13 protein-coding genes and 1 pseudogene are annotated in these 16,124 nt (G+C 36.9%); 5 read left to right on the forward strand and 9 right to left on the reverse strand.

Features of this window, described 5'->3' with window-relative positions; translation table 11 throughout:
- Nucleotides 1-512 precede the first annotated feature (512 nt).
- The 3 genes from JFU50_RS25890 to JFU50_RS25900 are packed head-to-tail and all read left to right on the forward strand — an operon-like array spanning nucleotide 513 to nucleotide 4,572.
- Entirely contained in the window at nucleotides 513-995 is a 483-nt protein-coding gene (locus JFU50_RS25890; RefSeq protein WP_201180887.1) for a MarR family winged helix-turn-helix transcriptional regulator, read from the forward strand.
- A complete protein-coding gene (locus JFU50_RS25895; RefSeq protein WP_057215106.1) occupies nucleotides 992-2,716 on the forward strand; it encodes an ABC transporter ATP-binding protein in 1,725 nt (574 codons plus the stop codon). Before JFU50_RS25890 ends, JFU50_RS25895 begins: the two co-directional genes overlap by 4 nt.
- Nucleotides 2,713-4,572, forward strand: coding sequence for an ABC transporter ATP-binding protein (locus tag JFU50_RS25900; protein WP_201224750.1), 1,860 nt, complete (start codon nucleotides 2,713-2,715; stop codon nucleotides 4,570-4,572). The genes JFU50_RS25895 and JFU50_RS25900 overlap by 4 nt, the downstream gene beginning before the upstream one ends.
- 275 nt (nucleotides 4,573-4,847) lie before the next feature.
- Here the strand turns inward: JFU50_RS25900 and JFU50_RS25905 are convergent, their stop codons facing one another.
- The gene (locus tag JFU50_RS25905; protein WP_201224751.1) at nucleotides 4,848-5,300 is read right to left on the reverse strand and encodes a MarR family winged helix-turn-helix transcriptional regulator; all 453 of its coding nucleotides are present in this window, start codon (nucleotides 5,298-5,300) and stop codon (nucleotides 4,848-4,850) included.
- Nucleotides 5,301-5,423: 123 nt separating this feature from the next.
- On the opposite strand from JFU50_RS25905, the gene JFU50_RS25910 reads away from it, so the two are divergent.
- On the forward strand, nucleotides 5,424-5,864 hold the full coding sequence (locus JFU50_RS25910; RefSeq protein WP_057215098.1) for a GNAT family N-acetyltransferase: 441 nt from the start codon (nucleotides 5,424-5,426) through the stop codon (nucleotides 5,862-5,864).
- Nucleotides 5,865-5,902: 38 nt separating this feature from the next.
- Nucleotides 5,903-6,517: a YczE/YyaS/YitT family protein gene (locus JFU50_RS25915; RefSeq protein ID WP_342366321.1), complete on the forward strand. Its 615-nt coding sequence runs from the start codon at nucleotides 5,903-5,905 to the stop codon at nucleotides 6,515-6,517.
- Between the two features lie 326 nt (nucleotides 6,518-6,843).
- On the opposite strand, the pseudogene JFU50_RS25920 reads toward JFU50_RS25915, so the two are convergent.
- The 8 genes and pseudogenes from JFU50_RS25920 to phnX all read right to left on the reverse strand — a co-directional run.
- A pseudogene (locus tag JFU50_RS25920) lies at nucleotides 6,844-6,994 on the reverse strand (DDE-type integrase/transposase/recombinase); the annotation flags it as partial.
- A 319-nt stretch (nucleotides 6,995-7,313) separates the two neighbouring features.
- Nucleotides 7,314-8,315: an LLM class flavin-dependent oxidoreductase gene (locus tag JFU50_RS25925; protein WP_201224752.1), complete on the reverse strand. Its 1,002-nt coding sequence runs from the start codon at nucleotides 8,313-8,315 to the stop codon at nucleotides 7,314-7,316.
- A gap of 285 nt (nucleotides 8,316-8,600) precedes the next feature.
- On the reverse strand, nucleotides 8,601-9,311 hold the full coding sequence (locus tag JFU50_RS25930) for a GntR family transcriptional regulator (protein ID WP_201180891.1): 711 nt from the start codon (nucleotides 9,309-9,311) through the stop codon (nucleotides 8,601-8,603).
- Between the two features lie 449 nt (nucleotides 9,312-9,760).
- Entirely contained in the window at nucleotides 9,761-10,831 is a 1,071-nt protein-coding gene (locus JFU50_RS25935) for a YeiH family protein (RefSeq protein ID WP_201224753.1), read from the reverse strand.
- Between the two features lie 73 nt (nucleotides 10,832-10,904).
- Entirely contained in the window at nucleotides 10,905-11,648 is a 744-nt protein-coding gene (locus JFU50_RS25940) for a PIG-L family deacetylase (protein WP_201224754.1), read from the reverse strand.
- A gap of 137 nt (nucleotides 11,649-11,785) precedes the next feature.
- Complete coding sequence (locus tag JFU50_RS25945) at nucleotides 11,786-13,144, reverse strand: aminotransferase (protein WP_201224755.1); 1,359 nt, start codon at nucleotides 13,142-13,144, stop codon at nucleotides 11,786-11,788.
- A gap of 175 nt (nucleotides 13,145-13,319) precedes the next feature.
- A complete protein-coding gene (gene xsc / locus JFU50_RS25950; protein WP_201224756.1) occupies nucleotides 13,320-15,083 on the reverse strand; it encodes a sulfoacetaldehyde acetyltransferase in 1,764 nt (587 codons plus the stop codon).
- A gap of 122 nt (nucleotides 15,084-15,205) precedes the next feature.
- Entirely contained in the window at nucleotides 15,206-16,114 is a 909-nt protein-coding gene (gene phnX, locus JFU50_RS25955) for a phosphonoacetaldehyde hydrolase (RefSeq protein WP_274608368.1), read from the reverse strand.
- Nucleotides 16,115-16,124 lie beyond the last annotated feature (10 nt).

The raw sequence follows: 16,124 nt of genomic DNA on the forward strand, positions 1-16,124 counted from the left end.
TGAATTAAGAGCAAATCAAACAATCCACAAGGCATCGTTAAGAGCACTGCTTTATCACTATTCTTCCTTCCACTCTCATAACGCTTTCTAGGGTAGCAAACGGATTTTAGTCAAAAGAGAACTCTATATACTATAAAAAAATCACTCTACGCAGTTTAATATTGTAAAACAGTAAAGCACCCAAGCTCTATCAAATTCGAAGATTTCCTTATTAATTAATCAATTTTTTTAGTTTGTATTCCAGAACTCAATTATTGAATTAGTTGTCCATATACCTAACCGAATAATCGAGCCGCATAGATAAACCCCTTACCTCCTTTGTTGAATAAGTTTAGTACTTGACTGAAGTTTAAAACTTGTTTTTTAGGTTAGCACTAAGGGCAAGATACACACTGAAATGATGCAATTGTTTTTTGCTTGACTAAGCGGAAAAATAGATGTAAATTTAAATAATTCATAAAATGAACTGTTCGTTATGGAACAGTTCAAAATAGGAAGAATGGTGAAGTTGAGTGGAGAGTGAAAATCAAGAATTAATGCGTTCAGTACAACTATTACGTTCATTTTCGAACGTGCAGAAAAATATCATGCGATTCGTTCAAAAAACAGCAGTAGAAAATGGATTAACAGTTCCCCAATATTCTATTTTGATGGCCATTATTCTTCACGAGGATATGACTCAAAAAAACGTTGGGGAGAAAACATTTCTTCCAAAAAGCACACTGAGCCAAGCGGTCGATGGTCTCGTTCGAGCTGGCATGCTCCATCGTGAGCATGTGGAGGGCAACCGGCGTGAAATCCAGTTGTCCATCACCGAAAAGGGAAGAAATTTGTTAAAAACGATTCATATGCATGAAGGCAGTATTCACCAAATCTTTCAAACGGTCATTGAATTACTTACTGAAGAACAGTTTGAAGAGTTACTTGAAACGCATCTTCAAATTACAAACTATTTGGAAGCACAAGCAACAGAACAAGGAGAGTGTACAAAATGATAAAAATACTGAAAAATTTATCCGTTTATAAGTGGATTATTTTAGCAGTTTTCGGTCTAGTCTTTGTTCAATCAATGTCGGACCTCTTTTTGCCTACACTAATGGCCGATATTATTGACAAAGGTGTCGTTCCTGGAGACACCTCCTACATTTGGAAAATTGGTGGTTTGATGTTGTTAGTTTCAGCTCTTGGCGCTTGTGCTTCCATTATCGCAAGCTACTATTCGTCAAAAGCAGCAATGGGAATGGGACGCGATGTCCGCCTGAAAGTCTTTAATCATGTTGAAAAATTTTCGTTACAAGAATTTGACGAAGTCGGTACCGCGTCACTAATTACACGGACGACCAATGATATAACACAAGTCCAGCAAGTGGTTATTATGATGCTTCGTATGGTTATCAGTGCACCTATTATGCTAGTCGGCGGAGTGATTATGGCCGTTTCGAAGGATGCCAAATTATCCCTTGTTATTGTCGTCGCAATGCCTGTGTTGATTGGTTCGATCCTGCTTATTCTATATAAAGGTGTGCCTCTTTTTCAAACGGTGCAAAAACGATTAGACCGGTTGAACCTTGTATTACGAGAAAATTTAACTGGGATTCGCGTCATTCGTGCCTTTAATCGTGAAACCCAAGAGAAGGAACGCCTTAAGAAAGCTAATAAAGAATTGACAGATGTCTCGATTAAAGTAAATAAAGTTATGGCCTTTATGATGCCTATAATGATGCTTGTCATGAACTTGACGGTTGTTGGTATCATTTGGTTTGGTGGAGTTCGAATTGATAACGGCGGTATGCAAATTGGGGACTTAATGGCCTTTATCCAATATGTGATGCAAATTATGTTCGCACTTGTTATGGCATCCATGATGTTCGTTATGGTTCCTCGTGCGGCTGTGTCGGCAACTCGGATAAACGAAGTCCTTGACATGAAACCTTCATTCCTAGATGAGGGAACAGATAAGGCAGATCGTGAACACGGTACACTTGAATTTGAACATGTATCGTTCAGTTACCCAGGAGCAGAAGAACCTGCATTATCGGATATTAGTTTTTCTGCAAGACCTGGTGAGATCACCGCAATCATCGGTGGAACAGGTTCAGGAAAATCAACGCTCGTCAATTTGATCCCTCGCTTTTATGATATTTCAAGTGGATCTATTCGCGTTAATGGTGTTGATATTCGTATGGCATCACAAGATGAAATCCGTTCAAAAATTGGCTTTGTGCCACAAAAAGCCATCCTCTTTACGGGTACTATTGCTGACAACATTCGCTTTGGAAAACAAACAGCCACACAGGAGGAAATTGAGCATGCGGCTCGTATTGCGCAAGCAGAAGATTTTATAAGCAAAATGAAAGACGGCTATAATGCAGAAATCGAACAAGGCGGCTCAAACCTATCAGGTGGACAAAAACAACGACTCTCGATTGCAAGAGCACTCATTCGAAAACCAGATATTTATATATTCGATGATAGCTTTTCTGCACTTGATTTCAAGACAGATGCCAACCTTCGTGCAGCCCTGAAAGATGAAACAAAAAATGCGACGGTATTACTTGTTGCACAGCGTGTTAGTACGGTTGTAGACGCTGACCGAATCATCGTGTTAGATGAAGGACACATTGTAGGCATGGGTACACACCAAGAGTTGCTTAGTACAAACGACGTATACCGTGAAATCGCCTTATCACAGCTCTCAGAGGAGGAAATTGCATGAGTAATCAAAAAAAACCTCAAAGCGGCGGGCAAATGGGGCATGGCCCTGGTGGCGGTAACATGATGATGATGGGTCAAAAAGCAAAAGATTTTAAAGGAACACTAAGACGTCTCTTGGCTTATTTAAAACCCCGACGCAACAAATTGATTGCCGTGTTCTTCGCTGCAATCATGAGTACAATTTTTATGATTGTAGGGCCCAAAATCATGGGAACGGCGATTACAGAATTATTCGAAGGAGCTTACGGGAAATTCCAAGGAATACCAGGAGCAACTATTAACTTTGATAAAATTGGACAGATTCTTCTACTACTTGCTGGACTGTATGCCTTAAGCAGTCTTTTCAACTATGTACAACAATACATTATGTCTAGTGTTGCACAAGATACAGTATATGATCTTCGAGAAGATGTTAATAGAAAGCTTGAGAAACTTCCTCTCAAATATTTTGAAGGACGTCCTAACGGAGAAACACTAAGCCGAATGACAAATGACATTGATACAATCGGGAGCACCCTTCAACAAAGCTTAACGCAGTTCATCACATCAATTGTTACAATTTTGGGGATTATCATTATGATGCTTTCGATAAGCCCGTTATTGACATTAATCTCGATTGTCAGCTTACCTTTGTCAATATTTGCAATCCGGCCCATTTTAAAAAGATCCCAAAAACATTTTGCCGATCAACAGCGCACACTCGGACAATTAAATGGGCACATTGAAGAAATGTATACTGGCCATCAAGTCGTTAAAGCATTCGGACATGAAAAAAAGGCAAGCGCCCAGTTTGTTTTGGTTAATGAAGAATTGTATAAAGCGGGAAGTAAAGCACAGTTTATATCTGGTATCATCATGCCTATGATGTTCTTTATCGGAAATTTGAGTTATGTCCTTATCAGCGTTGTCGGCGGGATATTGGTAACGCAACGTTCGATCTCAATTGGTGATATTCAAGCATTTATCACATATTCAAAGCAGTTCACCCAGCCGATCACACAAACAGCTAACATTGCAAACATTATTCAGTCGACGGTTGCTGCAGCTGAGCGTGTCTTTGAACTACTCGATGAAGAAGAGGAAATGAAAGAAAAAACGACAGCTAGTATAATGAGAGCAAATGGCGATGTAACTTTTGAACATGTAGATTTTGGATACGGTGAAGACTTGTTAATTAAAGATATGAACATTGATGTCTTGTCTGGACAGACGGTCGCAATTGTTGGACCGACTGGTGCTGGAAAAACGACAATGATAAATCTCTTGATGAGATTTTATGAACTCAATGGCGGAAAGATTAAGATTGATGGTCTAGATACACGGAATATGTCTCGGAATGACCTTCGAAAGAACTTTGGGATGGTGCTTCAAGACACCTGGCTCTTTAATGGTACGATTAAAGACAATATCGCTTATGGAAAAAATGGAGCAACAGATGATGAAATTTTCGCAGCTGCTCGTACGGCACATGCCGATCATTTCATTCGGACACTACCAGATGGTTATGAGACAGTCTTAAACGAAGAAGCCTCGAACATCTCACAAGGTCAAAAGCAGCTTTTGACAATCGCACGAGCTGTCCTTGCAGATCCACCAATCATGATATTGGATGAAGCGACGTCGAGTGTGGACACTAGGACCGAGGTCTTTATCCAAAAGGCGATGAAGCGACTGATGGAAGGACGTACTAGCTTTGTAATTGCCCATCGTCTCTCAACGATTAAGGATGCAGATTTGATTCTTGTTATGGATCAAGGAAAGGTGATTGAGCAAGGAACACATTCAGAACTTTTAGAGGTAAATGGTTTCTATGCAGATCTTTACAATAGTCAGTTCACTGAAAATGTAGCTGGATAATAAGAAAGAGGCTCAATTTCAAATAGAAATTCGAGCCTCTTTCTATTAAATTCATATCCACAACTATATAAAATTTTGAACAACTCCATCAATCCTTACAACACAAAGATTATCCAAATTAATTTCTAGAACGGGTTATGGGTGTTAGAGGTTTTTACATTATTCACTTTACATATCTTTCTCATTTAAGAAGTACAGATGCAAATTAGCTTATGTTGCCTCAACTAATGCCCCGTTTAGTCATCTATGAAGCAGGGATAATATATAAGCCTATATCAATACCCCCTTTTATTTCCTTTTTTTACGAATTCCCAATCTACCTCAATATTTTTTCTGACCTTTTGAAGAAGATGAAATATTGTTTCTGTTTCTTCCAAAGAAAATCCAGATAATGCAACCTTGTCGGTATACTCTCCTTCTTTCTTTAAAAAGGGATAAACATTTTCGCCCTTATCAGTTGGATATAACTTTTTAATTTTTTTGTTGTTATCATCATTTTTCTTTTCAATAAAACCTTGAATCTCCAGTTTTTTAATTGCACGAGTCGCTGTCGTGCGGTCAACCTTTATCATTTCTGCTACCTTTTCTTGAATGATTCCAGGATTTTCACATATTCGAACAAGATACAAATACTGCCCTTTTGTAAGGTCAAATTCTTTAAATTCTATATTACTTATAGAGTCCAATGCTCTTGCTATCATTCCAATTTCACGAAGTATTTCCATCATTAAAAAAACCCCTAACTTTTTTGTTGTATTTACAACAAAAATAATTTCATTTATACTAATAAAAGGTCATAAAGTTATTATGACTTGTATAATTAAATAAATCTAGAAAAGGGAGGAAGATCATTGGATTCAAAGAGAATAACAGTAGATAGCGATTTAAAAAATGCTTTTCATATCAGAAAAGAAGTATTTGTTGAGGAACAAGGTTTCTCATTAGAAGATGAATTTGATGAATTTGATACACTTAATGGACTATCAGAACATATTTTAGTCTATTATAATGAAAAACCTGTCGGAACTGGAAGGTTAAGAGTTGTTGATGGTTTAGGTAAATTGGAGAGAATTTGTATCTTAGAGCCTTACCGTAAATTTGGTCTTGGAAAAATAATTATTAAAACATTAGAAGAAATCGCAAAAGAAAAGGAAATATCCCAGGTTAAATTACATGGGCAAACACAAGCAGAGGGTTTTTATAAAAAACTCGGCTATCAAACTTCATCAAATGTTTTTATGGAAGATGGTAGTCCACATATTTTAATGATAAAAGAATTAGCTAATGAATAAATGTGTTAAATGTGAGTAACACGAAATTTATCCTCTATGTGTTAGGAATCATACTATTAGCCCTTGGTTGTTCTTTAACCATACAATCAGACCTTGGAACATCACCATTTGATGCCCTTTTGGTCGGCCTTTCTATACAAGTCGGACTAACGGTTGGAAGCTGGGAATTTATAATAGCATTTATCATGATATTTTGTAATTCACTTTTAAAAAGACAAAGACCAGAATTTTTTGGTTTACTAACAGCTTTTATAACAGGTCTTGGAATTGATATATGGCTTTTTTTATTACATAACTTGGTTCAGCCAGAACAAATACTCATTAAACTTGTTTGTTTAGGGGTTGGATTAGTTGTTATAGGACTAGGAACAGCTATCTACTTACATGCAAATTTTGCTCCAATTCCTGTAGACCGTTTGATGTTCATCATTCAAGATTTAACTGGAATGAATATACTGTTTTCAAAAACATTAATTTATCTTGTTTTCTTAGTAATGGCAATCATATTCAATGGACCAATTGGTATCGGAACTCTATTAACCGTTTGTTTAGGAGGGCCAATTCTCAATTATTTCATCCCATTAATTGGTAGTTTATTAAATAACCCTAATCCAACAGCAAATAGAGATAAAGATAAAAACCATTCGATATAGAATGGTTTTTATTTGCAAAGAATTATCCTTTAGTTTGCACAATAATCTTTAGTCCACAAATCTGGCATGAACAAAGATCAAAATGCACTCTTGAACTCCCTCAGTTTAATAATGAAAAAGCTGCCTTAAAGACAACCTAAAACCACAGAAAAAATAAGTAAATCAGTGATATTCATTCGCCTTAACCTTATACTCACCATCTGTTTTGGTGCTCAAGCAAAATACTATTGAATCCGAAAGTATAGAGTATGTATAACCTTGAATTTATCCACCTAAACCCCATTTTACGTAATGACGCGAGGTTTAGAAACATGAAAAGACCGTTAAGCTTTCTTGAAGAAGTGTTTGCAGCCTTTTTGTCTCTTGTTTTACTGAGATAAAAATCAATCGTGTTTCCTTTGGAATCCACTGCACGATACAGATACATTCATTGACCTTTTACTTGATATACGTTTCATCGACTCTCCAGGAGTCATTTATGGCAGCTGCTTAAGAATATCAATAAAGTAATATAAAATTATAATGATAGTTGAATGCTAATCCTCAAGAAAAACTAAAATAGCTTTAATTAACAGAAGTTGATTCTCAAACTATTTATTTTGAGTATAAAAACTTTTTAATTGCCAATATTCTGTTCTATGTAAACAAAAGGTATTTCGCATAGGAAGTTAGCTTATACAATAATCTTCAACTATAGCGCCCCGATTGTTGAATTACAGTCCAATCTACGATATGGTCCTTCTAATAAAAAGCAAACCCTATCGCTTAGACAGGGTTTACTTTTTACTTTCATTCGTTAATTGCCATCAACCACTTCTTTTAAAAGTTCATAAGAACGTTTTTGTTTGTCAGGATTATAAATATAAGATACAGCCATGATTTCGTCCACGTTATACTTCTCTTGAAAACTCGTTAACTGTTCTCGTATCGAAAGTTTACTTCCTAACAAAGTCACACTGGACATCGATGTAGCCATTTCTTTCTCTGGCTGACTCCAAATGTGATCCATGTTTTCAATTGGAGGACTTAACAGCGTTCGTGAGCCTCGCACAACATTCAAGAAAAATTGCTGCATCGTTGTCGATTCAAATTTGGCCTCTTCATCACTTTCTGCTGCAATCACATTAAGACATACTATCATATATGGAGAGTCCAGATATTCTGATGGCTGGAATTGATTACGATAAATTGCAATGGCTTCATCCATATACCTTGGTGCAAAGTGGGAAGCAAATACATACGGCAAACCTAATTTAGCTGCTAAAACCGCTGAATCCGTTGATGAACCGAGGATATAAATCGGAACATTCGTGCCAACACCTGGATAAGCTTTTATATAACCTTGAAGCTCTTCGGGCCCAAAATAAGCAAGCAAATCCTTTACATCTTTTGGAAATGTGTAGACTGAATCATTTTGAGAACGTCTCAATGCACTTGCGGTCATCATATCTGTACCAGGAGCCCGGCCAAGACCCAAGTCCAATCGATTAGGATAGATAGTTGCCATAGTTCCAAATTGTTCGGCTACTACCAAAGGAGAATGGTTAGGTAGCATAATTCCGCCAGACCCAACTCGTATGTGTTCTGTATGTTCCAAGATATGTTTAATTAAAATCGAAGTAGCTGAGCTCACTAGTGTTGGCGTATTATGATGCTCTGCAACCCAATATCGTTTATAACCCATTTTCTCAGTGGCTTGCGCCAAATCAACCATTGCATCAATGGCTTCTTTTGCCCCCTGCCCTTTGCGAATAGGGGCCAAATTTAAGACCGATACAGGTATTTGTATATTTGACATTTAAAATTTGTCCTTTCTTGATGAAGTTTCAATTCTATACTAACAATTAAAACCCTAGAAACAAACTTAAATGCTTGGGTGGAAATTCAAATGTATAATAAGCACCTCAGGTTGGTCAATCAAGCCCTTTATAGGAATAACTTGACTGGCGTTTTTATCTGTTCAAAACCATCAGAATCTACATTAACGATTAGAGAACCAAAAATACCCTAAGCCTCTCTACTTTCTTAGAAAGGCTTAGGGTATTTTATCCAGTCGGTAATACTTATTAGTACATTTACAAAATTAGTTGTTCTTTCGGGACATTTTCATAGCAAATGAATACATATCTGATCGGAATAAACCTTTATAATATTCTACTAAATTACCATCAGAATCAAAAATCATTCGTTCTGTAATTAGCAAGCACATAGCTTCTGTTATACCTAAATGTTCAGCATCTTCTTTTGTTGGAAAGCCGCATGTTATAATTTGTTCTGCTTCACAAAAGTTAATATTTAGATCACCTTCGAGTGCATCATACAAAACAGTAGTACTTAAATCAAATTTCGTTAATTTTTGTCCAAGTTCTAAAGAATAGTAATGCAATTCAATTGCGATTGGTAAATCCCCCTGTAACCGTAGCCTCTTAATATGGTATGATTCATCCTCAAACCCATTTGCATCGGCTATATTTTCAGGAGTCAATACACGACCATGATTTAGTAATTTAATCCCCATATTTTTAGTCGTCTCAGTAAAACTAATCATCTTAAGCCATTCTTGAACTGGTTTAAGAGATACAAAGGTCCCTTTACCATGCCTTTTTTCTAATATCCCATCACGAACTAAAATAGATACAGCTTCTCTTACAGTGCTTCTACTAACAGAATACATATCCATGAGTTCTCTTTCACTTGGGATCTTGTCCTTATAATAACCTTGTAAAATTTGGTCTTCTAATATTATTTTTAATTGAACATGTAATGGGATTGGATTGTTAAAGTCTAGCTCCATAAAATTTCCTCCAAACAGAAAAAGACATTGTGATGTTCGTATCAGTGATTATATTGTAAACCAAATTGTAATAATATTCAAATAAATCGGTATCAATTGATTCGTCTAGTTTAGAAATAAATGTGAGATGTTCCCTGTCTTGTTTTCTATTAAACTCTCACTTTCGAACAATCAGAAAAGTTTTGTACAGTGATTGCTCTCTAAACGGTTCCAATGATTATTAAAAATAATTTACTATGTTCATACTCTTCGCATGAATTAAACGAGTATCCATGGATATAGAAAACCCTGAATAGTGACAACTATTCAGGATACAGTTCAAAGTGGGAGATGTTTACGTTTAAAAAATACCCTTACATCTGGATTATGTTATCTGTATTAAATAATTCCTTAGTGATTTTATAGACAACACTGGAAGGCTCCACCAAAAAATATAAGATCCTCTACCTTTAGACTATAAAATACGAGATTATAGAAAGAAGCAACGAGGTAATGGTCATTGCCAAAAGTGGACGCATGGCTTTTGTACGAAGCGCCTGCAAGCTGACATTTAGTCCGAGACCAATCATGGCCATTGTCAAAATAAATGTAGTAGTTTTAGAAATACCCTCCATTACGATTGGAGAAACTGAGATATATGTTCCAAACACATAACTTCCAATTAAACTCATAATTATAAAACCAACGAGGAACCATGGAAAATCTATTTTTGCATCTTGACCCGTTTTTTCCGATGAACGTTTTTTCATCCAATACATAAAAATGAAGCATAATGGGATGAGTAAAAAGACACGACCTAATTTAGCCAATAGCGCAATAGCTAGCGCATCTTCACCTGCTGGGGCTCCTGCCAATGCAACATGGGCTATTTCATGAAGACTGATTCCAGACCATATACCATAATCCAACGCTGATATTGGAAGGATAGGACGTATTAGGGTATAAATTATGGAAAAAAGTGTCCCCATTAAAGCGATTATCCCTACACCTATGGCCGTATCTTCTTCTTTTGCTTTTACGATAGGAGAAATTGCTGCGATAGCTGCTGCACCGCACACACCCGTTCCTACCGCGAGAAGTAGCGAAATTGAAGGGTCAGCTTTTAACCACTTTGCAATCAGAACCATTACGATTATCGCAAAAGCTACGGTTCCTATGTCACGAACCAATAATGGCAAACCCTGATTAAAAATCACATCAATATTTAATTTCAAACCATATAAAATAATTGCAAAACGGAGAAGTTTTTTAGCGGAAAATTCAATGCCCTTACGGAATTTTTCTGGATAGCCTGCGATTTGGCGATAAATGACCGCAATAATAATTGAGCAAGCAAGCGGTCCAATTCGATCAAATCCTGTAATTTTAGACAGCCCCAAACCTAAAAGTGCGATAAAAAATGTAAAAGCAATACCACCAATCCACAATAGTAAGCTTGATTTCTTTTCTTGTAGAGGTAATTTTGAATTTTGTTGTCCCTCACTTGTTTCCTCTAGGGGCTTATATTTTTCTAATTGCATTCATTCCTTCCCCCTTTCCAGATAAATTAAGACCACTTGTAACCCGGTTTGCTTTAAAAATCATGTATCATCGCTACATTTCTATTGTTTGAAAAAGATCAGTTTCTTCTATAATATAGGGAGGATTTCCTTTAATAAAGTACTCGTATTCTGTTAAAAAAGGTAAAGTAGGTTTTTGATTATCCCATAATTCAGGAACGGCTAAAGTTTGGGAACGATGAGACCTTAAAGCCCGAATCTTTTTTTGCAGAGTTTCTGAGATATTTACTTTAGTCACACTTTTCAGCATGCTCTCTTTTATCCATTTTTCATAATATGTATGCCAAAGGACAAAGTACAGGCTCTGAGCCTTAAAGGCAGAGAAAACAGAATCTGGATAAAAATCTGAATCACCTGATTTTGAAAATGCTAATGTCGCTGCACGACCAATTGCACAATGGTCTGGATGTCCCCCATATTTCTCATTAAACGTTACTATTACTTGAGGTTTAATTTCTCGAATCACTTTTACAATTCGCTCTACTAATAAATCTATATCTTCAAACTCAATTGTTTTATCCCTTAAATTTAAATACCGCAGGTCGTTAATCCCTAATTCTTCGCATGCGTTTTTTAACTCTAGTTCTCGTAATTTCGGCAATGATTCTCTCGTTGTAAGAATGGGATTGCCCATACGCCTGCCCATCTCACCTTTTGTTGCACAAAGTAAGGTTACCTGTACACCAAGTTTAGAAATTTTGGCGATCGTTCCTCCACAAAGAAATGACTCATCATCAGGATGCGCAAGTATTACCAATAACTTTTTTTGAGATACCATAATACCTCCGCTTTTGTATTAGTCTATCAGCGTTTATATAAAAAAAACGGACATGGATGTCAAAACAGTTAGACATATCATGCCCATCTTTAATCGTGACCAATAAAGTTATCTGAAGCTTTTATCTACATTAAGGGTTAACACAATTCATACAAAACAGATTTAACAGTTTCTATGACAAAGTGTAAATCTTCAACAGTTGAGGATAAAGGCGGTGCAATAATTAATACATTCCCGTATCCAGGAACTGTATCTCCGTTTCTGCCAATAATCAGGCCTTTTTTCTTACAAGCCCCAATTACCTTTCCCATTAGCTCTTCAGATACAGGTGTTTTTGATTTTTTATCTTCTACTAGTTCAATTCCATATAAAAATCCAATTCCACGCACTTCTCCAACTTTTTCTAGAGCAGTCAATTCAAAGAGTTCACTTAGTGTTGATTCACTGAGTTCAGATACTCGTTGAACAATATTTTCATTTTCGATAATTTCAATGTTCTTGAGGGCTACTGCGCAAGATGCAGGGTGACCTCCGTAGGTTGACACATGTCTAAAATGATTTAAATTTCCGTTCTCTTTAAATTTTTCATAAATCCTAGAGTTCACAGCTGTTGCTCCTAGTGGAAGATAACCGCTGGTCAATCCCTTTGCCATTGTTACAATATCAGGTTGAACCCCATCAGAGTGCATAAATCCAAACATTTTTCCTGTTCTGCCAAAACCTGAAACCACTTCATCCACAATTAAAAGAACATCATGCTTCTTACAAATTTCCGAAACTTTTGTTAAGTACTCTTTTGAAGGGATAAGGACCCCGCCGCCTGATATGAATGGTTCAAGTATAACGCCAGCTACAGTCTCTGATCCTTCAAAGTTAATAACCTGATCAAGATATTCTGCTGCAAGGAGGTCAGAGTTCTCTGCGCTTTCTCCAAATGGGCTTCGATAACTATATGGTGGTGGCACATGCAGAAAACCCGGAACCGCTGGGTCATATTTCACTCTCCGATTCGCCTGAGCTGTTGCACTTAAAGCACCGAAAGTATTACCATGATAGGCTCGATACCTAGAGATGAATTTGTATTTCCCCGGGTTCCCATTTTGAGAATGATATTGACGAGCAATTTTAAAAGCGGTCTCATTCGCTTCAGATCCACTGTTAGTGAAAAAAGTTGTATATGAACCTTTTAAATGTTCACTTATTTTAGAAGATAGTTCAATAGCTGGCTTATGGCTTAAAGTTAATGGGAAGTAAGATAAATTCACCATTTGCTCATACGCTGCTTGAGCAATTTCTTTTCGTCCATGTCCTAAATTCAAGCACCATAATCCAGAAACCCCATCTAAATATTTATCCCCTTTTGTATCGGTAAACCATGAGCCGCTTCCTTCCGTTGCAATCATGGGACTTTCCTTTTCGTTATAACGATGCATCGCATGCCATAAATGATCTTTATCCATTTGAACAAGGTCTTTCGTTTCAGTTTCTAATTTCAATATTAAAACCCCCTTTTTATTTATTGAAATGAATTTTAGTTAAGTTACCTATACCGATCCAACTCAAAATAGAAAACAAGAGTATGAAAATATTGATGTTAAGTAGTAAATAGACGCGATAACTCAAAATACATCCATTAAGTATCGCGTCCGTTATAACATTCTTTTTTAGAAATTATTTATCCCAGTTTTTATGATCTAAATGAGCGTACTTTTCTAATAATCTAGTAGGCATTTTTAAAGCGTCTTTTCTAAATGGAGGCGCTAATTGGGTTCCATCCACCTGAATATCAATGACGGTTGGTTTGTTTGATTTTATTGCCGCTTCTATGACAGGTCCTAATTCTTCAGGTTTTTCCACTCTAATTCCAACTGCCCCCATCGAACGAGCAACTTCTGCAAAATCTGGATTTTGGATATCTGCCCCAACGAAACGATTATTATAAAAATCGACTTGGTTCTTTTTCTCTGCACACCATGCATTATTATTAAAGACGCACGCGATGACTGGAATGTTTTCTTCAACTGCTGTACTTACTTCATGTAAGCTCATTCCCCATGCTCCATCTCCAACGATTGCTAAAACAGGTGTATTCGGCTCAGCTAATTTGGCACCAAGTGAAGATGGATAAGCAAAACCGGTGTTTCCGAATGTTAGGGCAGCGATGTGTCTACGGCTCTGGTTAAATTTCAAGTAAGCGTTTGCAGTTGATGATACATTACCAATATCTGTTGAAACAATAGCATTCTCAGGTAACACTTTTGTTAATTCTAAGAGGGCGCGACGCGGGTTAATTGGTGTCCCATCTATCATCGCAAGTTCTACTAGTTCTTCTTCCCATTTTTGTTTTTCATTTGTTACTTCTACCATCCGCGCTTTTTCTTGTTTTAGGCTAGGTTTAATTTCCTTTAACCGTTTCATAATTTCTCGACTAGCTTCACGAGCATCACCGATAATACCAACTTCAACTGGGTGGGTTCTAGCGATTTGCCTTGGATTAATATCTATTTGAATTATTTTTGCCTCTTTAGGGAAATATTCAATGTCATAACATGGTAATGTACCAAATACGGATAACCTTGTACCAACCGCTAAAATAACATCTGCTTTCTTTAGTGTATTCATAGCAGCTTTTGATCCCATATACCCTATTGGGCCAACAGCTAACGGATGATTTGCAGGAAATGCATCATTATGCATATAGGATACAGCTACCGGAGCTGTCAAGTGTTCTGCTATATTTTTAATTTCCTCAATACCATCTGAATCAACTGTCCCTCTACCTGAAATAATAACTGGATACTCAGCCTCAGCTAAAATTTCAGCTGCTCTATCCAAGGATTCAGATGACCCGCATCCTCGTGAATCTACGCGATATTGATGTGGTTGAAGAATTTGATCCTCCACTTCACCATAGAAATAATCACGAGGGATATCAAATAATACAGGTCCTCTTTCAGCATAAGCAATTCGAAATGCTGTCCGTAGACAATCAGCGACTCGACCTGGGTGGGTCACTCTCACCGTTTCTTTTGTGATGGCCTTGAAAATGGAAACCTGATCACATTCCTGAAAACCATCCCATCCAACAGTTGGTGTACCTGCTGAAGGAGATATTACTACCATAGGAGTATGAGCTTGATTGGCCGCTGCTACAGAGGTTACCATATTGGTCATTCCAGGTCCGTTTTGACCGATAACAACCCCAGCAACACCTGAGACACGACAATAAGCATCTTCCATATGAGCAGCACTTTGTTCATGTCGAACTCCAATAAATCGAATGCCTGCTGTTGGCAATAAATCAAGCATATCCATAAAAGCAGAACCTAGAATTCCCGATATATGTTTGACTCCCTCTGCCACTAATGTCTCAACAATAGCTTCACTTGGTGTCATTTTTACTTTCGTTCCTCTTAACATTTTTGTTTCGACCATTGCACATTCTCCTTAACTTTAATGTATTTCTGATAATGACGTTGCAACGTCCGTACCAGTTATAAGATGTATAATACTACCATTCTATTGAACAGTCAATGAATAAATTGAATATTTTGAATTTATTTAAAATTAATATCCTTGCACATACAGATAAGAGTGGTAATATCACATTTTTTTATTAATATATCTGTTTTAGCTCCCGATAAAAGTTTCTTTTTTTCTGTCAATCTGTAATTAATTCTATCAATTATTTCTAATAAATCTCCTATTTCATCAATAACGAAGTCGGCACCTGCATTTAGAAAACGATTTTCAGCATTCTTCATTCGCTTTTTGAGCTCATACGGATCCATTTCGTTGATTTCTTGTTCAGAAAGGCCTATTTCGCTGCCGCCTTTTAATACACCAACAGTCCACATTCCAGCATGAATCCCCTCTTTGATGTCACTGATTGTATCACCAACCTTTACAATCTTACTTAGTGGATATACTTGTAGGTTAATAGCTGTTTGAAAACACATCCAAGGAGCAGGACGTCCTGTAGGCACTTCTGAAGACGCGACAATAGAGTCTGGTTGATAGCCCCACTTTTTTGCCTCTCCTGATACAACATCTATCATTTCACGAGTATAGCCAGTTGTTGAACCGATTTTTATTCCTCGTTGTCTTAAACCGCTAACGAGTTCAATTAAACCAGGTACAGGCTTGGCGTAATTTTGGAGAACCTTGAATAACAAATCCTCAAAGTCCCTATATAGAGCATTTACATCTTTTTCATTTGGTTCTTTCCCAAATGCTGTAACCCATAAATTCGAGATCCTAGTCATTTTCAGGAGTTCCCTTATGTGGTCAATTTTTAATAAGCCCATTGGTTTTCTTGCTTCCTCATGGGTAATATCAATCCACCTTATACTAAATACTTCTACAAACACTTGGACCGGTGCAAAACAACCATAATCAACCGTTGTGCCAGCCCAATCAAATATAACTGCCTGAACCTTCCCATTCAGTTCATTTGTACTTTCCAAGCTGTTTCCC

It is taken from the genome of Peribacillus sp. TH14 (genome assembly GCF_016651145.1).
Lineage (GTDB): Bacteria > Bacillota > Bacilli > Bacillales > DSM-1321 > Peribacillus > Peribacillus butanolivorans.